Consider the following 19,700-nt stretch of genomic DNA (forward strand, 5'->3'; position numbering starts at 1 on the left):
GGGGGGGGGGGAAAGCACCCCCCCCCCCCCCCACACCCCGGACCCACCTGGGCGCTTCGTACAATGTGGTCGTGACCAATCCGCGCCCCGAGAACGACGAGCCCCTTTCCGACCCACTGGCCGCCATGGGCCTGGGCGGCGACGAGGACGACGCCGCCATCGACCCCGGCCGCGAGGCCGACCTGGCGGTGATCGAGGCGGGCAGCCGTACTCTCCGGGCCGGGGGCCCGGTCCCGCAGGACGACGGCATTCCCGCGCGCCCGACCGACCCGGAGGTCGACAGGGCCCTCCGCGAGGTCGAGGCGGAACTGGCGGGCCGCTGGCCGGAGACGAAGCTGGAACCGTCGCTGGACCGCATGACCGCGCTGATGGACATCCTCGGCGAGCCGCAGCGGACCTACCCCTCGATCCACATCACCGGCACCAACGGCAAGACCAGCACCGCCCGCATGATCGAGCAGCTCCTGCTCGCCTTCGACCTGCGCACCGGCCGCTACACCAGCCCGCACGTGCAGTCCGTCACCGAGCGGATCAGCCTCGACGGCCGGCCGATCACGGCGGAGAAGTTCATCGAGACCTACCGCGACCTGGCGCCGTATGTGCAGATGGTCGACGGCGCCCAGCCGTACCGGATGTCCTTCTTCGAGGTGCTGACCGGCATGGCGTACGCCGCTTTCGCCGACGCCCCGGTGGACGTGGCCGTCGTCGAGGTCGGCATGGGCGGCAGCTGGGACGCGACCAACGTGGTGGACGGCACGGTCGCCGTCGTCACCCCGATCGACCTGGACCACACCGACCGCCTGGGCGAGACGGCCGGCGAGATCGCGGTGGAGAAGAGCGGGATCGTCAAGAAGGACGCCACCGCCGTGCTGGCCCAGCAGCCCGTGGAGGCGGCCCAGGTGCTGCTGAAGCGCGCCGTCGAGGTGGACGCGACGGTCGCCCGGGAGGGCATGGAGTTCGGCGTCGTGCACCGCGAGGTGGCCGTCGGCGGGCAGATGCTGACCCTGCGCGGCCTGGGCGGGGAGTACGAGCAGGTCTTCCTGCCGCTGCACGGCGAGCACCAGGCGCACAACGCGGCCGTGGCGCTCGCCGCGGTGGAGGCGTTCTTCGGCGTCGGCACCCTGCACGCCCGCACCCTCGACGTCGACACCGTTCGCGCCGCCTTCGCGAACGTCACTTCGCCGGGCCGGCTGGAGGTCGTGCGCCGCAGCCCCACCGTGGTGCTGGACGCGGCGCACAACCCGGCGGGTGCCCGGGCCGCGGCAGGCGCACTGGGCGAGGCCTTCGGCTTCACCCATCTGGTGGGTGTGGTCGGCACGAGCGCCGACAAGGACGTACGGGGCCTGCTGGAGGCCTTCGAGCCGGTCTTCGCCGAGATCGTGGTGACGCAGAACTCCACCCACCGCGCCATGGACGTGGACGAACTGGCCGCGCTGGCGGTGGAGGTCTTCGGCGACGAGCGCGTCCAGGTCGAGCCGCGGCTGGACGACGCCATCGAGGCGGCCGTGACGCTCGCCGAGGAGCAGGGGGAGTTCTCCGGCGCCGGGGTGCTGGTCACCGGTTCGGTGATCACCGTGGGAGAGGCCCGGCTGCTGCTGGGCCGCAAGTGACGAGCGGGAAGCGAAGCCAAGCGGATGCGGACCCTGTGCGCGAGCACCCTGATCGGTGAGTTCTTCGTGATCGGCTTCGCCGGTCTGGTGGCGATGAAGCAGCCGGAGCTGACGGCCGGCACGGTATGGGCGGTCAGCGGCGTCGCCATGGCCCTGTGCGTACTGCTGTGCGGCATGCTGGGGCGGCGCGGCGCTCTGGCCGTCGGCTGGCTGCTGCAGGCCGGGCTGATCGCGAGCGGTCTCGCCGTCCCGGTGATGTTCTTCCTCGGCGCGGTCTTCGCCGCGCTGTGGTGGGCCGCCGTCCACTTCGGCCGCAAGGTCGACGAGGCCAAGGCCGCGCGGGCCGCCCAGCCCGCCTGACCGCACCGCCGAGCCCATGACCAGGGGGTGCCGTGAGCGCTGGTGAACCCCCCGGTAATGTCGTCGTACCCGCACCCCGTACCTAGGAGTCACACCGTGTCCCAGCGCACCCTCGTCCTTCTCAAGCCGGACGCCGTACGTCGCGGCCTGGTCGGCGAGATCCTCGGCCGCATCGAGCGCAAGGCTGGCTGGAGCATCACCGCGCTGGAGCTGTGCACGCTCGACCGCGCGATCCTCGAGCAGCACTACGCCGAGCACGTCGGCCGGCCGTTCTACGAGCCGCTGGTGGAGTTCATGTCCTCTGGTCCTGCCGTCGCCCTGGTCGTCGAGGGGGAGCGGGTCATCGAGGGTCTGCGCGCGCTGGCCGGCCCGACCGACCCGATCGCGGCGGCCCCCGGCTCGATCCGCGGCGACTTCGGCACCATCGTCCGGGAGAACCTGATCCACGCTTCCGACTCCGTGGAGTCCGCCGAGCGCGAGATCAAGATCTTCTTCCCCGGCCTGGTCTGATCTCCGCGGCGACGGGCGACGCGGCGGCGCGGCGCCGAAGGGGCCGTTGACGCCCGATCAGCTCAACGGGCGGTCGGAATTTTCCCGGCCGCCCGCAGCCGCGGCCGGGCCTTTCGGGAACCAATTCCGCCGACACGGCGTCACCATTGCAGAGGACAGCTGTGTGTTCTGATGACAATGGCGGCGGAACCCTGACCCCGTGCCCTGGCGGGCGCGACTACGATGGAATCTCCGCACCTCCGGCTCGGCGCACAGCAGCGCACCCCGCCGTGCTCACCCCCACACGCTCCAGCTCGGGAAGGCCAGACGTATCCTCATGGCGAACAACATGTCGTTCATCGGCCGTGACATGGCTGTCGACCTCGGCACCGCCAACACGCTGGTGTACGTCAGGGGTCGCGGGATCGTCCTCAACGAGCCGTCCGTCGTCGCCATCAACACCAACACGGGCGGCATCCTGGCGGTCGGCTCCGAAGCGAAGAAGATGATCGGCCGGACCCCCGGCAACATCGTCGCGGTCCGTCCTCTCAAGGACGGGGTGATCGCGGACTTCGAGATCACCGAGCGCATGCTGCGCTACTTCATCCTCAAGATCCACAAGCGCCGCTACCTGGCACGCCCGCGCGTCGTGGTCTGCGTCCCCTCCGGCATCACCGGAGTCGAGCGCCGCGCCGTCATCGAGGCCGCCACCCAGGCCGGTGCGCGCCAGGTGCACATCATCGAGGAGCCCATGGCCGCCGCGATCGGCGCCGGGCTCCCCGTCCACGAGGCCACCGGCAACATGGTCGTCGACATCGGCGGCGGCACCACCGAGGTCGCCGTCATCTCGCTCGGCGGCATCGTCACCGCGCAGTCCATCCGGGTGGCCGGCGACGAGCTGGACAACGCGATCATCCAGCACATCAAGAAGGAGTACAGCCTTCTGCTGGGCGAGCGCACCGCGGAGGCGATCAAGCTCACCATCGGCTCGGCCTTCGCGGTCGACACCGAGGAGCACACCGAGATCCGCGGCCGCGACCTGGTATCCGGCCTGCCCAAGACGGTGGTCGTCTCGGCCGCCGAGGTGCGCAAGGCGATCGAGGAGCCGGTCAACGCCATTGTCGACGCGGTCAAGACGACCCTCGACAAGTGCCCGCCCGAGCTGTCCGGCGACATCATGGACCGCGGCATCGTGCTGGCCGGCGGCGGCGCGCTGCTGCGCGGCCTGGACGAGCGGCTGCGCAACGAGACGGGCATGCCGATCCACATCGCCGAGTCCCCGCTGGACTGCGTGGCCCTCGGCGCCGGCAAGTGCGTCGAGGAGTTCGAGGCGCTGCAGCAGGTCCTGGACGCGCAGCCGCGCAGATGAGTCCCCACGGTCCTTCGTACGGGTGAAGTCCCGCCCTTACGCAGGATCGTTCTACCTCCCGGAACGGCCCATCGGGCCCACGGGCTCACACGCTCTGACGAGGAAGGCACGGACTGGCCCCCGTGAGGGACACACGAGAGAGCCGGCTTCTGCTGGTGCTGCTGGTGGCGATCGCATTCGCGCTGATCACCGTCGACATCCGCGGCGGTGAGGACTCACCGCTGGACGGCGCCCGGTCCACCGCGGCCACCGTCTTCGGCCCCGTCGAGAACGGGGTCGCAGCCGTGGTCGACCCGGTGGAAGGCGCCGTGGACGCGGTACGCGACTCCGGCGACCGCAGCAGCCGCATCAGCCGACTGGAGCGGGAGAACGCCGAGCTGAAGCAGCAGCTCGGCAGTAAGGACGTCACGCGCGAGCGGGCCCGCGAACTCGACAAGCTGCTCAAGCTCGCCGGCGCCGGCCAGTACCGGGTCAAGGGCGCGCAGGTCATCGCCATAGGGGCCGCCCAGGGCTTCTCCTGGACGGTCACCATCGACTCCGGGGCCAACGACGGCATCCAGCGCGACATGACGGTGGTCAACGGGGACGGACTGGTCGGCCGGGTCACCACCGTCGGCCCCTCCACCTCGACCGTCCTGCTCGCCTGCGACCCGGACTTCACCGTCGGCACCCGGCTGGAGAAGTCCTCCGAACTCGGCTTCGCCACCGGCCAGGGCAACCGGCCGATCCGGGTGCAGCTGCTCAACGGCAAGGCGCACGTGAAGAAGGGCGCCCGGCTGGTCACCTTCGGCTCGCAGGCCGACAAGCCCTTCGTCCCCGGCGTGCCGGTCGGCACCGTCGCCAAGGTCGACCGGGCCGGCGGTGGTCTCACCCGTACGGTGGAGGTCACCCCGTTCGTCGGCTTCACCAAGCTCGACATCGTCGGCGTCGTCGTCCAGGGCCCGCGCAAGGACCCGCGCGACTCGGTGCTGCCCGCCGGCCCGAAGCCGGTCCCGACGGTCACGGTCACCGCGACGCCGAGCGTGGACCCCTCGCAGTCCTCGGGCAACGGACAGGAGCAGGTCCGATGAAGCGCGCTGTGCTTTCCACCGGCCTCGTGGTCGCCGGCATGGTCCTCCAGGTGTGCGTCCTGGCCCGCCTCCATCTGCCCGGCGCCGTTCCCGACCTGCTGCTGCTCGTCGTCCTCGCCCTCGCACTGACGTACGGTCACGTGGCCGGCTGCCTCATCGGCTTCGGCGCCGGACTGCTTGCCGACCTCGCCCCGCCCGCCGACCACGCCGCGGGCCGCTATGCCCTCGTGCTGTGCGTCGTCGGCTACATCGCCGGCCTGCTCAAGCCCGAGGGCGGCCAGATGCGCTCGGCCACGCGCCCGATGCTCGTCGTGGTCGGCGCCGCCATCGGCTCCACGGTGCTGTACGCGGCCGTGGGCGCCCTCGTCGGGGACACCGCGGCCCAGCACGTGGGCCTGGGGAAGTTGCTGTTCACCGCCGCCCTGTACGACCTGCTGCTGGCGCCGTTCACCGTGCCGTGGATCATGGCCCTGGCCCGCCGGACCCAGAGCGACCCCCTCGCGGAGGACGCCTCCGGCCCCGGCTTCGGCGCCCGCATCGGCGCCCGCATCGGCGGCCAGCGCGCCGGCCTCCTGGGCCGGGTGGGGAGCCTCGCCAAGGGAGGGCGGCGGCTGTGAGCGTGACGAAGGCGCCGCGTGCCCTCCCCCGGCGCGGGGCCGCACTCCCGCAGCCGGCGGCGAAGCGCGCGCGGCCCTGCCGCGTGGGCGCGGAAGCGGGAGGAGCGGCGTGAGCAACATCCCCGAGACGGGGCGGACGCCGAGGGTCACGATCCGGCTGGTCGTCCTCCAGATCCTCGTCCTGTCCCTGCTGTTCACCCTCGGCGGACGGCTGTGGTTCCTGCAGATCCGCGACGGCCACGAGTACTCGGCCCAGGCCAACAGCAACAACGTCCAGGAGGTCGTCGCGCCCGCCGTCCGCGGCTCGATCCTCGACGACCGGGGCGTGGCGCTCGCCGACAACGAGACCCGGCTGGTGGTCTCCGCGAGCCGCACCGACCTGCTGAAGCAGAAGGACGACGGCAAGGCGGTGCTGACGCGGCTCGCCGACGTCCTGCACATGAAGCCCGAAGAGGTACTGGGCAAGGTCCGGCTCTGCGACTCGCAGACCCCCAGGCCCTGCTGGAACGGTTCGCCCTACCAGCCGATCCCCATCACCGACGAGGCCACCACCCAGCAGGCCCTGCAGATCATGGAGCGCCGCGAGGACTTCCCCGGCATCACCGCCGAGCCCACCGCGGTGCGCCGCTACACCTCCCCCTACGGAGCCAACACCGCCCAGGTCCTCGGCTACCTCTCGCCCGTGACGGACGAGGAGCTGACCGCCGCGGAGAAGAAGGGCCGGCCGCTGCTGCGCTCGGACCAGATCGGCCGTTCCGGCCTGGAGCGCACCTACGACAGCGAGCTGCGCGGCAAGGCGGGCGTGACCCGCTACGAGGTGGACAACCTCGGCCGGGTCATCGGCAAGGCGGGCGAGACCGCCGCCGAGCCCGGCAGCCACCTGGTCACCAGCATCGACGCCCGCGTCCAGGCGGTCGCCGAGAAGGAGCTGGACGAGGCCATGAAGGAGGCCCGGAAGACCTTCGACAAGGTCACCGGCAGCCTCTACAAGGCGGACTCCGGCGCGGTCGTCGTCATGGACGTGCACACCGGCCAGGTCATCGCGATGGCCAGCGCGCCCACGTACGACCCGAACGCCTGGGTCGGCGGCATCTCCGCCAAGGACTACGCCGAGCTGACGGGCAAGAACTCCAACTTCCCTCTGCTCAACAGGGCCATACAGGGCCAGTCGGCCCCAGGCTCCACCTTCAAGCCGATCTCCACCTCGGCGGCGGTGCGGGCCGGTTACGACATCAACGGCCGCTACCCCTGCCCCTCGTCGATGACCATCGGCGGCCGGGTCTTCAACAACTTCGAAGGGGAGAGCGCGGGCTCCATCACCCTCGCCCACGCCCTGGAGATCTCCTGCGACACCGTCTTCTACGGCCTGTCGTACGACCAGTGGCTCAAGGACGGCGGCACCAAGCCCAAGAAGAATCCCAACGACTGGTTCTACAAGACCGCCAAGGAGTACGGCCTCAGCTCGCTGACGGGCATCGACCTGCCCTCCGAGGTGCCCGGCCGTATCCCGGACCGGCAGTGGAAGCGGGACTACTACGAGGCCAACAAGGACTACTGGTGCAAGGTCGCCAAGACCGACAAGCAGGACTACGCGAGCCAGATCGCGCGCGAGAACTGCGTCGACGGCTATGTGATGCGCGCCGGTGACTCGGTCAACTACGCCATCGGCCAGGGCGACACCCTCGTCACCCCGATCCAGATGGCCAACATCTACGCGGCCCTCGCCAACGGCGGCACCCTCTACCAGCCCACCATCGGCAAGGCGATCATCAGCGCCGACGGCAAGAAGGTCGCCCGGATCAAGCCCAAGGTGAACGGCCACGCCCCGGCGACCAAGAAGACGCTGAAGTACATCAACGAGGCCCTGGAGGGCGTCGTCACCCACGGCACGGCCGCCTGGCGCTTCGGCGGCTGGCCGCAGGACAAGATCCCGCTGCACGCCAAGACCGGTACCGCGGAGGTCGCCGGCAAGCAGACCACCTCGTGGTTCACGACGTACAGCAAGGACTACGCGATCGTCATGACGATCTCCCAGGGCGGTACCGGCTCCGGTGGTTCGGGCCCGGCCGTCCGCAAGATCTACGAGGCGATGTACGGCGTCCAGGAGGACGGGTCGATCGACACGAAGAAGGCGCTGCTCCCGCGCCCCCTGAGCAAGCTGCCGACGATCGACTCCGACGGCACCATCCGGGTCACCAAGGCGTCCTGGGCCGACGTGCCGCAGGCGCCCACCGCGCCGCAGGGCACCGTGCTGGCGGCCGCCGCACTGCCCCCGGACCGCGACGGGAGGCCCGCGCCGGGACGGAGGTTCCGGTCATGAGCGCCGACGGGTACCCGGCACGGCGCCTCACCCCCGAACGGGGTGCCCTGGGCAAGCTCCTGGCCCGCGACTCGATACTGCGTCGGATGGACTGGGTGCTGCTCGGCGCCGCCCTCGCGCTGTCCCTGATCGGCATGGCGCTGGTGTACTCCGCGACGCGCAACCGCACGGAGCTCACCCACGGGGACCCGTACTACTTCCTGCTGCGGCACATGCTCAACACCGCCATCGGCTTCGCCCTCGCCGCCGGCACCGTGGCGCTGGGCCACCGCCGGCTGCGCGGCGCGGTGCCGGTGCTCTACGCCGTCTCGGTGCTGCTGGTGACCGCCGTGCTCACCCCGCTGGGCTCCACCGTCAACGGCGCCCACGCGTGGATCGTGCTCGGCGGCGGCTTCTCGCTGCAGCCGTCCGAGTTCACCAAGATCACCATCATCCTGGGCATGGCGATGATGCTGTCCGCGCGGGTCGACGCCGGCGACCGGCTCTTCCCCGACCACCGGACGGTCGCCCAGTCGCTCGGCTTCGCCATACTGCCGATGGCGATCGTCATGCTGATGCCCGACCTCGGGTCGGTCATGGTGATGGCGGTCATCGTGCTGGGTGTGCTGCTGGCCTCGGGCGCCTCCAACCGCTGGGTCCTCGGCCTGATCGCGGCGGGCGCCGGCGGCGCGATCGCGGTCTGGCAGCTCGGCGTCCTGGACCAGTACCAGATCGACCGCTTCGCCGCCTTCGCGAACCCCGCCCTCGACCCCGCCGGCGTCGGCTACAACACCAACCAGGCCCGTATCGCCATCGGCTCCGGCGGAGCGCTCGGCAAGGGCCTGTTCCAGGGCAGCCAGACCACGGGGCAGTTCGTCCCCGAACAGCAGACCGACTTCGTCTTCACCGTGGCGGGCGAGGAGCTCGGCTTTGTCGGAGCGGCCCTGATCATCGCCCTGCTGGGCCTGATCATGTGGCGTGCCTGCGGCATCGCCCGCAACGCCACCGACCTGTACGGCACGATCATCGCGGCGGGCATCGTCTCCTGGTTCGCCTTCCAGTCCTTCGAGAACATCGGCATGACCCTCGGCATCATGCCCGTGGCGGGTCTGCCACTGCCGTTCGTCTCCTACGGCGGATCGTCGATGTTCGCGGTCTGGATCGCGATCGGGCTGCTGCAGGCCATCCACATGAAGCGGCCCATGTCGGCCTGACCCCGTCCCCCTCGCGGCGTCCCCGGCGGGATGTCCGCGAGGGGCGTCCTGCGGGGGACGCGCCATTGCGGCGGCACCCGCCCGCGACTACGTTCCTGACATGGGGAAGCGTGTCGCGGAGACCGAGCGCAAGTACGAGGCCGCCGGGCGGACCGGCGAGCCCGACCTCGAAGGCCTGCCCGGGGTCGCGGCGGTGCGTGTGCTGGAGCCGGCCGAACTGGACGCCGTCTACGTCGACACCCCCGACCTGCGGCTGGCCACCCGCAAGATCACTCTGCGCCGCCGCACCGGCGGCGACGACGCCGGCTGGCACCTCAAACTGCCGAGCTCGCTGGCCGACACCCGCACCGAGGTGCAGGCCCCCCTCGGCAAACAGGGCCGCAAAGGCGGCCCCCGGGTGCCGGAATCCCTGCTCGCCGAGGTGGCCGCCATCCTCCGCGACCGGGAGCTCGTCCCCGTCGTCCGGCTGCGAAACGCCCGCCGGCGGATCCACCTCGTCGACGCCGCGGGCTCACCCCTGCTGGAGATCGCCCACGACGACGTCCGCGCCACCCTCCTCGACCACGGCGACGGGGCGGAGAGCGCCTGGACCGAGGTCGAGACCGAGCTCCTCGACGGCGGCACCGACCTGCTGGACGCCGTCGAGAAGCGACTGCATGCGGCCGGGCTGCGGCGCTCTACATCCCCCTCGAAGCTCGCTCGCGCCCTCGGCCACCGCCTGGAAGCAGCTCCCCGGCCGCCGCAGCCACCGACCAGGGCCCGCACCGCCGCAGACGTCGCGCTCACCTATGTGCACGAGCAGGTCGCCGCGATCACCGCCTGGGATCCGGAGGTCCGCCGCGACGAGCCGGACTCCGTCCACCAGATGCGGGTCTCCACCCGCCGGCTGCGCAGCGCCCTCAAGACCTTCCGCCGCGAACTCGACCGCGCGGTGACCGACCCCATCGGCGACGAACTCAAGTGGCTCGCCGGAGTGCTGGGTCTGGAGCGCGACCGCGAGGTGCTCGCCGACCGGCTGCGCGACCGCCTGGCCGAACTGCCGCCGGAACTCGCCACGAAGACCCTCGCGGCGCGCATCGGCGGCGACGCCCCCGTCCACGAGGGGGCCCGCAAGCAGCTCCTGCGCGAACTCGGCAGCGGGCGCTACTTCCGGCTCCTGGACACCCTGGAGTCCCTGCTCGCCGACCCTCCGCTGCTCGACGCCGCCGCGGCCCCCGCGGCCGACGCCGTCGCCAAGGCCGTGCGGCGCGACCACCGGCGGCTGCGCCGACGCGTCGAACCCGCGCTGCGGATGGAACCCGGCCACGAGCGCGACCTCGCCCTCCACGAAGCCCGCAAGGCCGCCAAGCGGGCCCGCTACAGCAGCGAGGCGTCCCAGGCCGTCCCGGCGCTGCGCAAGGCCGCCAAGAAGCACACCAAGCGCATGAAGGCCGTCCAGCAGTTGCTCGGCGAGCACCAGGACAGCGTCATCTGCCGCGAAGCCCTCCTGCGCCTCGCCGACGACGCCCGCGCGGCCGGCGAGGACACCTTCCCGTACGGGGTGCTCTACCAGCTCGAACGCGAACGCGCCGACACCGTCGAGCGGCAGCTGCCGAAAGAGTGGCCCGCGGCGGACCGCGGCAGGCTGGCCGGCTGAACCGGCCGGGGACGGCCGGGCGGAGGCACCCGGCGCCGTGGGGAGCGCGGCCGGGAAGGCCCTCGTGACGCGTTACGCTGAATGGTCACCCTTGCCCGCTCACGAAAGACACCTCTGATGCCTGTCGAGTCGGTCTTCCCCCAGCTCGAGGCCCTGCTGCCGCATGTGCAGAAGCCGATCCAGTACGTCGGCGGGGAACTGAACTCCACCGTCAAGCCCTGGGACGAGTGCGACGTCCGTTGGTCCCTGATGTACCCGGACGCCTACGAGGTCGGGCTGCCCAACCAGGGCGTGATGATCCTCTACGAGGTGCTCAACGAGCGCGAAGGGGTCCTCGCGGAGCGCACGTACAGCGTGTGGCCGGACCTCGAGGCGCTGATGCGCGAGCACGGCGTGCCGCAGTTCACCGTGGACGCGCACCGCCCGGTCAAGGCATTCGACGTCTTCGGCCTCAGCTTCTCCACGGAGCTCGGCTACACCAACATGCTCACGGCCCTGGACCTCGCGGGCATCCCGCTGGAGGCACGGGACCGTACCGAGGACGACCCGATCGTGCTCGCCGGCGGCCACGCGGCCTTCAACCCGGAGCCCATCGCGGACTTCCTGGACGCCGCCGTGATCGGCGACGGGGAGCAGGCCGTCCTGGAGATCACCGACGTGATCCGGGCCTGGAAGGCCGAGGGCCGCCCCGGCGGCCGCGACGAGCTGCTGTTTCGGCTGGCCCGCACCGGCGGGGTGTACGTGCCGAAGTTCTACGACGTGGAGTACCTGGCCGACGGCCGGATCGCCCGCGTCGTCCCCAACCGCTCCGGCGTGCCGTGGCGCGTGTCCAAGCACACCGTCATGGACCTCGACGAATGGCCCTACCCGAAGCAGCCGCTGGTTCCGCTCGCCGAGACGGTGCACGAGCGCATGTCCGTGGAGATCTTCCGCGGCTGCACCCGCGGCTGCCGCTTCTGCCAGGCCGGCATGATCACCCGCCCGGTGCGTGAGCGCAGCATCACCGGCATCGGCGAGATGGTCGACAGGGGCCTGAAGGCCACCGGGTTCGAGGAGGTCGGCCTGCTCTCGCTGTCCTCCGCCGACCACACCGAGATCGCCGACGTCGCCAAGGGCCTCGCCGACCGGTACGAGGAGGACAAGATCGGCCTGTCCCTCCCCTCCACCCGCGTCGACGCCTTCAACATCGACCTGGCCAACGAGCTGACCCGCAACGGCCGCCGCTCAGGCCTCACTTTCGCCCCCGAGGGCGGCTCCGAGCGCATCCGCAAGGTCATCAACAAGATGGTCTCGGAGGAGGACCTGATCCGCACCGTCGCCACCGCCTACGGCAACGGCTGGCGCCAGGTGAAGCTGTACTTCATGTGCGGTCTGCCGACGGAGACCGACGAGGACGTGCTGCAGATCGCCGACATGGCGAAGAACGTCATCGCCAAGGGCCGCGAGGTCACCGGTCAGAACGACATCCGCTGCACGGTGTCGATCGGCGGGTTCGTGCCCAAGCCGCACACCCCGTTCCAGTGGGCACCGCAGCTCGGCGTCGAGGAGACCGACGCCCGCCTGGAGAAGCTGCGCGAGGCCATCCGCGGCGACCGGAAGTACGGCCGCAACATCGGCTTCCGCTACCACGACGGCAAGCCGGGCATCATCGAGGGCCTGCTCTCCCGCGGTGACCGCCGTGTGGGCGCCGTCATCCGCGCTGTCTACGAGGACGGCGGCCGCTTCGACGGCTGGCGCGAGCACTTCAGCTACGACCGCTGGATCCGCATGTGCGAGAAGGCGCTCCCGGAACTGGGCGTCGACCTCGCCTGGTACACCACGCGCGAGCGCACCTACGAGGAGGTCCTGCCCTGGGACCACCTGGACTCCGGGCTCGACAAGGACTGGCTCTGGGAGGACTGGCAGGACGCCCTGGACGAGACCGAGGTCGAGGACTGCCGCTGGACCCCGTGCTTCGATTGCGGAGTGTGTCCGCAGATGGCCACGGCCATCCAAATCGGTCCCACCGGCAAGAAGTTGCTCCCGCTCACGGTCAAGAAGTAGCCGTGACCAGCGGCGATGCCATCCAGTGGATGGCTGAGGCGCTTGCCGGGGCACCCGAGGCGGACCGCGCCGAAGCCCTTCGAGGGCTCGGTGTGCAGGAGCGCGAGCAGGCATCCCGCCCCACGCGGCGTACGCCGCTCCCCGCCCCTCGGCAGGACTCGGGCATCGTCTCGGCGGTCGAGTGGGTGTAGACGCGGAGAGGCGTTCGGACGGTCCCGTCCGGGCGCCTCTCGGCGTTCGTGGGGCACTGTCCGTCTGAACCGCTGAGAGCCTGTCTCAGGCGCTCTCTCCCAGGTGTCGGTGCAGCGGTACAGCGTGGCGCGGGAGACGCCGAGGGCCTTGGCGACGGCGCTGACGCTCGCGCCCTTGGCCTTCCTGGCGCGGGCCACGGTGAGTACGTTCTCGTTCACCACGGACGGCCGGCCGCCGGTACGGCCCTGGGCTTTGGCTGCTTCCAGTCCCGCCCGTGTGCGGTCCTTGATCAGCGACCGCTCGAACTCTGCCGTGGCCGCGATGATCTGGATGAACAGGCGGCCGTCGGGCGACGGGGTGTCGACGGCGGAGAGTGCCCCCGCCGTCGGCGGGGGCCTTCGCGCTCCCGGGTGGTCAGACGACGCGTCAGCCCTGTCTCGCCAACCGCTGGTTGATCCGGGAACGAAGGGGGAAGGCGCGCTTCCGGGCGTACTGTTCGGGCATGGAGGAGCGGGGGAGCGCCGGCGGGTACGGCGGGCACGGGGACGGGGACGGGGACGGCTGCCTGACGGTGGCGATCAGGATTCCGGCGCGGATCGTCGCGCTGGTGGTGGTGCTTCCGCTGCGCATGGCGTGGGACGCCCTGACGACGCTGGGCCGGGTCGTGGGACGGTCCGGGAAGTGGCTGCTCCGGGTGCTCGTCGTGGTGCCGGCGCTGGCGCTGTGGCGGTATGTGCTGGTGCCGTTGGGGCGGGCTGTGGGTGTGGCCGTCGTGTGGACGGTCCGGGTGCTGGTCGTGGTGCCGGCGCTGGCGCTGTGGCGGTATGTGCTGGTGCCGTTGGGGCGGGCTGTCGGTGCGGGCCTTGTGTGGCTGGTCCGGTGCCTGGTGGTCGTTCCCGCTGTGGCGCTGTGGCGCTATGTGCTGGCGCCGGTGGGGCGGGTGGCGGGCGCGGGGGCGGTGTGGGTGGTCCGGGCGCTTCTGGTCAGGCCTCTGGCGGCGCTGTGGCGGTACGTCCTGGTGCCATTGGCGGCGGGGGCGGCGTGGCTGGTGCGGTGGGCGGTCCGGGCGTTCGCGGTGGTTCCGGCGCTGGCGCTGTGGCGGTACGTCCTGGTGCCATTGGCGGCGGGGGCGGCGTGGGTGGTGCGGTGGGCGGTCGTGGCCCCGGTGCTCTGGCTGTGGCGCCGCGTGATCGTGCCGGTGGCCCGGGAGGTTCAGGACGCCCTGCTGGTGGCCTGGCGCGTGTCGGGATACGTCTCGCGGGCCGTGGGGCGGGGCCTGAAATGGCTGGTCACCGTGGTCCTTGTGATGCCGGTGGCCTGGGCGTGGCGCACCCTGCTGCTGCCCGTGTGGCGACCGGTGCGGCGGGTGGCGGTCGAGGCGGGCCGGGCGGTGCGCGATGCCGTGGCTGCGGTGCGGGAGACCGTGCGCCGGGTGAGGGCCGATCTGCGTGCCGCGCTGCCGGGCGCGCCGCGACCCGTGGAGCGCGGTGGGCGCCGTGGGGAACCGGAAGGTCGGAACCCCCAGTAATCTGGAAGCAAGCAACCCCACCCGGGGTGACCAGACGCACGAGGGACTGAACGACACTGGGCAAGCGACAGCCCGAAGGCCCGCCGCCCGCACCCGCGGTGCAGCGCATCCGACTGCGCTACACCAAGCGCGGCCGCCTCCGGTTCACCAGCCACCGCGACTTCCAGCGCGCATTCGAGCGGGCGCTGCGGCGCGCCGAGGTGCCCATGGCGTACTCGGCGGGCTTCACCCCGCACCCCAAGGTGTCGTACGCCAACGCCGCACCCACCGGCGTCGCGAGCGAGGCCGAGTACCTGGAGATCGCGCTCACCGAGGCCCGTGAGCCGGAGAAGCTGCGTTTGCTGCTCGACGAGTCGCTGCCGGCCGGACTCGATGTGGTCGAGGCCGTCGAGGCCCGTACTTCGGGGCTCGCCGAACGGCTGGATGCGTCCGTGTGGCAGCTGCGGCTGGACGGTGTGGAAGCGGACGCGGCCGAGAGGGCCGTGGCCGCGTTCCTCGCCGCCGGGACCGTCGAGGTCCAGCGCATGACGAAGAACGGCCTGCGGACTTTCGACGCGCGCGGGGCCGTCACCCGCCTCGAATCGGTGGATCCGCAGGTCGCCGAGGCTCGGAACGGTGTTTTCGAACAGGATGCCGATAGGCCGACACCAGGAGCTTGTGCGATACTGCGGCTGGTTGTTCGGCATGTGACACCTGCCGTACGACCCGACGACGTCCTGTCCGGCCTCCGTGCGGTGGCTGACCTCGCGCCGCCGGTCCCCGCTGCGGTGACCAGGCTGGCGCAGGGGCCGCTCGACGAGGAGACCGGCACGGTGACCGATCCGCTCGCGCCTGACCGCGATGCCGCGACGGTGCCGGTGGGATCCGCCTAGGACCGTCGTCGTAGTGCGGCCGACGCATCTGGGGAGACCCGGGTCCGGCAGTACGCATCAGACGAGACTTTCGTCGGCCCGTCAGGACGGTGCCGACGAGCGAAACGACAGCTCCCGTGTGGCGCCCGCGCCCCCGGGCGGCGGAACCGCGAGGAGGCGGACCGCCGTGGACCGGACCAGGACGCGGCGCCCGGGAGCGTGACGGGAGAAATGCCCGCATGCTCGAGAACAACGAGGCGCCCGAGAGCGGCGCCCCCGAAGCCGCCTCCGGCGGCACCGACACCCAGGCGACTGCTGCTCCGCGCCGCCGTCGCCGCGCGGCAAGCCGCCCCGCGGGGCCGCCGGCGGTCGGCGAGGCCGCCCAGGACGTGACCTCCGGGGCCGCGGCGGCGGCGGAGACTCCGGCCATACCGGCTGAGGCCACTTCCGCCGAGCCGGCGGCGGAGGCAGCCCCGGCGCGCACCCGCCGCCGGGCGACGCGCAAGGTCTCCGCCCCCGAGCCGCAGCAGACCGGGTCCGCCGAGGAGACGGCCGAGGCCGCCCCGGCCCCGGCCCGCCGCCGCGCGACGCGGAAGGCGGCGGCTTCGGCGGCTGCCCCCGAGGCCCCTGCCGCAACGGCCCCTGCCGCCGAGGCTCGCGCCGTGGAGACTCCCGTCGGGGAGGCCCTTGCCACTGAGCCCTCCGGGGCGGAGCAGGCCGAGCCGGCGGCTCCGGCGCGTGGCCGGCGTCGTGCCACGCGCAAGGTGGCCAGCCCCGAGCCGACCGCGGTCGCCGAGGAGACGGCCGGCCCCCCGGCCGCCGTCGACACGCAGGCCGAGGAACTCCAGGCCGACCTGCCGCTGCACGCCGAGGCCGCCTCCGGGGCGGAGCAGGCCGAGCCGGCGGCTCCGGCGCGTGGCCGGCGTCGTGCCACGCGCAAGGCGGCCAGCCCCGAGTCGGCCGCGGTCAAGGACGTGGCCCTGGCCGCCGCCGACGCGCCTGCCAAGGCGCTGCAGGAGGAGCCCGCGCAGAAGCCGAAGCGCGGGAGGGCCGAGGAGCCGGAGGCCGAGAAGCCCAAGGCCGACAAGCCCAAGGCCGAGAAGCCCAAGACCACCCGTTCGCGCCGCCGTACCGCCCCGGCCGCCTCTTTCCTTGCAGCGGACGACGGCTCGCGCCGTCTGAAGCCGGGCGCGCTCGCGCCGCGTGAGGACGAAGAGGCCGAGGCCGGCACCCGTGCCGCCGCGACCGCCGTGCCGGAGCAGCGCACTTACACCGCCAAGGCGTTCCCGGACGGTTCCGGCTGGGCCGTCGAGGTCGACGACGCCTTCGAGATCCGCGGATACGGCGACACCGTCGACGAGGCGCGTGACGCCGCTGTCGCGGCTGTCGCGGAGGCGTTCGACGTGTCCGCGGCCGCGATCGTCCTCCAGGTCCAGCAGACGCAGGCCGCCGAGCCCGGGTCGCAGCCCGAGGCCGAGTCGCAGCCGGAGTCCGAGCCCGAGCCCGAGGCCGCCCCCGCGCGGGGCCGCCGCCGGGTCGTGCGCCCGCCCGTGGCGGTGTTCCAGGCGCCGGTGTTCCAGGCGCCTGCTCCTGCCCCGGCGCAGGCCGCCGAGGCCGAGCCGGCCGCGGAGCACGCCGAGCAGGAGGAGCCCGAGGCCGAGGAGTACGCCGGCGGACGCCGTCGTCGGCGCCGCCGCCGTGGGGAGCCCGCCGAGGCCGTGGAGACGGCGCAGAGCGCCGTCGTCGAGCACGCCGACGAGGAGCGTCACGAGGCCGTCCAGGAGCTCGAGGCCGAGGCGGAAGGCGAGGAGCCCGAGGCCGACGAGGGCGACGGCGAGGGCGGCGAGCGCATCTCCCGCCGCCGTCGTCGCGGTGGCCGCCGCCGCCGTCGTGGCGAGGCCGCCGACGGCGAGGAGAGCGCCGGCGAGGACGAGGATGCCGAGGGCGCCGCGGACGAGTCCGAGGAGGACGAGGAGCAGGACGCCGAGAGCAGCAGCACCAGCCGTCGCCGTCGCCGCCGTCGCCGCCGTGGTGGCGAGGGGCAGGCCGAGGACAGCCTGGGCGAGGACGCCCCGGAGCGCACGGTCGTCAAGATCCGCGAACCGCGCAAGCCGTCGGAGCCGGTCGACGAGGTGCAGTCCATCAAGGGCTCCACGCGTCTGGAGGCCAAGAAGCAGCGGCGCCGTGAGGGCCGTGAGCAGGGCCGCCGCCGTGTGCCGATCATCACTGAGGCCGAGTTCCTGGCCCGGCGCGAGGCGGTCGAGCGCGTCATGGTCGTCCGCGAGAACGGCGACCGGACGCAGATCGGCGTGCTGGAGGACGGCGTCCTCGTCGAGCACTACGTCAACAAGGAGCAGGCCACCTCGTACGTCGGCAACGTCTACCTGGGCAAGGTCCAGAACGTGCTGCCGTCCATGGAGGCCGCGTTCGTCGACATCGGCAAGGGCCGCAACGCCGTCCTGTACGCCGGCGAGGTCAACTTCGAGGCGCTGGGCATGGGCAACGGCCCGCGGCGCATCGAAGCGGCCCTCAAGTCCGGCCAGTCAGTGCTGGTCCAGGTCACCAAGGACCCGATCGGCCACAAGGGCGCCCGCCTGACCAGCCAGGTCTCGCTGCCGGGTCGCTACCTGGTCTACGTGCCCGAGGGCTCGATGACCGGCATCAGCCGCAAGCTGCCCGACACCGAGCGCGCCCGGCTGAAGCAGATCCTCAAGAAGATCGTCCCCGAGGACGCGGGCGTCATCGTGCGCACCGCCGCCGAGGGCGCGAGCGAGGACGAACTGCGCCGTGACGTCGAGCGGCTGCAGGCGCAGTGGGAGGAGATCCAGAAGAAGGCCAGGAGCGGCAACGCCCCGTCGCTGCTCTACGGTGAGCCGGACATGACCGTCCGGGTCGTCCGCGACATCTTCAACGAGGACTTCACCAAGGTCATCGTCAGCGGCGACACCGCCTGGGAGACCATCCACGGCTATGTCTCGCACGTCGCACCGGACCTGGCCGAGCGGCTGAGCCGCTGGACCTCCGAGGTCGACGTCTTCGCCACCTACCGGATCGACGAGCAGCTGCTGAAGGCGCTGGACCGCAAGGTCTGGCTGCCGAGCGGCGGTTCGCTGGTGATCGACCGGACCGAGGCGATGGTCGTCATCGACGTCAACACCGGCAAGTTCACCGGTCAGGGCGGCAACCTCGAGGAGACGGTCACCAGGAACAACCTGGAGGCGGCCGAGGAGATCGTGCGCCAGCTGCGGCTGCGCGACCTGGGCGGCATCATCGTGATCGACTTCATCGACATGGTGCTGGAGTCCAACCGCGACCTCGTGATGCGCCGCCTGCTGGAGTGCCTGGGCCGTGACCGCACCAAGCACCAGGTGGCCGAGGTGACCTCGCTGGGCCTGGTGCAGATGACCCGCAAGCGGGTCGGCCAGGGCCTGCTGGAGTCCTTCTCCGAGACCTGCGTGCACTGCAACGGCCGCGGCGTCATCGTCCACATGGACCAGGCCGCGGCGGCCGGTGGCGGCGGCAAGCGCAAGCGCCGTCGTGGCGGCGCGGCGGAGGAGCCGGCGGCCGCGGAGAGCGCCGTCGTGCCCGAGGCCGAGGAGGTCGAGCCGGCTGAGCCGGAGGCTCTCGAGCTGGAGCCGGTCGCGGTCACCGAGGCGGAGCTGGTGCCTGCTGTCGGCGGGGACGAGGAGTGGTTCAGCAGCCCGGCGGAGGCCGAGGCGGCGGCCGGCCGGCGGTCCAGGCGGCGCGCTTCGCGACGGGTGACCGCTCCGGTGAGCTCGCCGGACGCCGTGGCCGAGATCGTCACGGTCGTCGCCGCGGTCGCCCCGGTCACCGAGCCGCAGGCCGCGGAGGCCGCGTCGGCCACCGCCGTCGAGGCGCCCGCTGCGGTGGACGCCGCCGAGGCGGAGGAGCCCGCGGCGCCGGTCCGCGGCCGCCGTCGGGCGACCCGCAAGGCCACCGCGCCGAGCGCTCCGGCCGGTGAGGCGGCCACCGTGGTCGTCCCCGCGGCGGAGCCGGTCGTCCCGGCGCCGGCGCCCGAGCCGGAGCCCGTGACGGAGGTCCAGGAGCCGGCCCCGCCGGTCCGCCGCAGGGCCACCCGCCGTGTGTCCGCCCCCGCGGGCGCGCCGTCCTCGGGCGAGGAGACCGCGGTCGTGGTCGTGCCCGGCGTCGAGGCGCAGCCGACCCCGGTGGCGGAGCCGGAGGCGACGGAGGCCGTCGAGGCGGAGCCGAAGAAGCGGGCCGCCCGCAAGACGGCCGCGAAGAAGGCGCCGGCGAAGAAGGCCGCCGCGAAGAAGACGGCCGCCAAGAAGACCGTGGCGAAGAAGACCGCGGCGAAGAAGACGACGGCGAAGAAGGCCGCCGTCAAGGCCGTCGCCGAGGCGCCCACCGAGGCCTCCTGACCTCGGGTCACCGTCCGCGGGC

General features: G+C 72.3%; 14 protein-coding genes and 1 pseudogene. 14 read left to right on the forward strand and 1 reads right to left on the reverse strand.

Features of this window, described 5'->3' with window-relative positions:
• The first annotated feature begins 125 nt into the window (after positions 1–125).
• The 11 genes from folC to ACRWND_RS14775 all read left to right on the forward strand — a co-directional run bounded on the left by folC (position 126) and on the right by ACRWND_RS14775 (position 12,898).
• Entirely contained in the window at positions 126–1,610 is a 1,485-nt protein-coding gene (folC, locus tag ACRWND_RS14725; RefSeq protein ID WP_431949338.1) for a bifunctional tetrahydrofolate synthase/dihydrofolate synthase, read from the forward strand.
• Between the two features lie 24 nt (positions 1,611–1,634).
• Entirely contained in the window at positions 1,635–1,970 is a 336-nt protein-coding gene (locus tag ACRWND_RS14730; RefSeq protein WP_431949245.1) for a DUF4233 domain-containing protein, read from the forward strand.
• Positions 1,971–2,066: 96 nt separating this feature from the next.
• On the forward strand, positions 2,067–2,480 hold the full coding sequence (gene ndk, locus ACRWND_RS14735; RefSeq protein ID WP_431949246.1) for a nucleoside-diphosphate kinase: 414 nt from the start codon (positions 2,067–2,069) through the stop codon (positions 2,478–2,480).
• 328 nt (positions 2,481–2,808) lie between these two features.
• The gene (locus tag ACRWND_RS14740; protein ID WP_431949340.1) at positions 2,809–3,828 is read left to right on the forward strand and encodes a rod shape-determining protein; all 1,020 of its coding nucleotides are present in this window, start codon (positions 2,809–2,811) and stop codon (positions 3,826–3,828) included.
• Positions 3,829–3,950: 122 nt separating this feature from the next.
• Entirely contained in the window at positions 3,951–4,898 is a 948-nt protein-coding gene (gene mreC, locus ACRWND_RS14745) for a rod shape-determining protein MreC (protein WP_431949248.1), read from the forward strand.
• Positions 4,895–5,515: a rod shape-determining protein MreD gene (mreD, locus tag ACRWND_RS14750; protein WP_431949250.1), complete on the forward strand. Its 621-nt coding sequence runs from the start codon at positions 4,895–4,897 to the stop codon at positions 5,513–5,515. The genes mreC and mreD overlap by 4 nt, the downstream gene beginning before the upstream one ends.
• A gap of 109 nt (positions 5,516–5,624) precedes the next feature.
• Complete coding sequence (mrdA, locus tag ACRWND_RS14755; protein ID WP_431949252.1) at positions 5,625–7,835, forward strand: penicillin-binding protein 2; 2,211 nt, start codon at positions 5,625–5,627, stop codon at positions 7,833–7,835.
• A complete protein-coding gene (gene rodA / locus ACRWND_RS14760; RefSeq protein ID WP_431949254.1) occupies positions 7,832–9,028 on the forward strand; it encodes a rod shape-determining protein RodA in 1,197 nt (398 codons plus the stop codon). Before mrdA ends, rodA begins: the two co-directional genes overlap by 4 nt.
• Before the next feature lie 100 nt (positions 9,029–9,128).
• Complete coding sequence (locus tag ACRWND_RS14765; protein ID WP_431949256.1) at positions 9,129–10,664, forward strand: CHAD domain-containing protein; 1,536 nt, start codon at positions 9,129–9,131, stop codon at positions 10,662–10,664.
• A 117-nt stretch (positions 10,665–10,781) separates the two neighbouring features.
• On the forward strand, positions 10,782–12,707 hold the full coding sequence (locus ACRWND_RS14770; RefSeq protein ID WP_431949257.1) for a TIGR03960 family B12-binding radical SAM protein: 1,926 nt from the start codon (positions 10,782–10,784) through the stop codon (positions 12,705–12,707).
• A gap of 2 nt (positions 12,708–12,709) precedes the next feature.
• Complete coding sequence (locus ACRWND_RS14775) at positions 12,710–12,898, forward strand: hypothetical protein (RefSeq protein WP_431949259.1); 189 nt, start codon at positions 12,710–12,712, stop codon at positions 12,896–12,898.
• A gap of 117 nt (positions 12,899–13,015) precedes the next feature.
• On the opposite strand, the pseudogene ACRWND_RS14780 reads toward ACRWND_RS14775, so the two are convergent.
• Positions 13,016–13,252, reverse strand: a pseudogene (locus tag ACRWND_RS14780) (recombinase family protein); the annotation flags it as partial.
• Between the two features lie 149 nt (positions 13,253–13,401).
• Between ACRWND_RS14780 and ACRWND_RS14785 the strand changes: the two are divergent.
• The 3 genes from ACRWND_RS14785 (at position 13,402) to ACRWND_RS14795 (ending at position 19,678) form a co-directional block, all read left to right on the forward strand.
• Positions 13,402–14,427 (forward strand): hypothetical protein, encoded by a 1,026-nt coding sequence (locus tag ACRWND_RS14785; RefSeq protein WP_431949261.1) that lies wholly within the window; start codon positions 13,402–13,404, stop codon positions 14,425–14,427.
• 98 nt (positions 14,428–14,525) lie between these two features.
• A complete protein-coding gene (locus ACRWND_RS14790; RefSeq protein WP_431949263.1) occupies positions 14,526–15,299 on the forward strand; it encodes a TIGR03936 family radical SAM-associated protein in 774 nt (257 codons plus the stop codon).
• 218 nt (positions 15,300–15,517) lie between these two features.
• Positions 15,518–19,678, forward strand: a complete 4,161-nt coding sequence (locus tag ACRWND_RS14795) for an Rne/Rng family ribonuclease (RefSeq protein WP_431949265.1) — start codon at positions 15,518–15,520, stop codon at positions 19,676–19,678.
• Positions 19,679–19,700: the final 22 nt, after the last annotated feature.

The organism is Actinacidiphila sp. bgisy167, assembly GCF_965342175.1.
Lineage (GTDB): Bacteria > Actinomycetota > Actinomycetes > Streptomycetales > Streptomycetaceae > Actinacidiphila.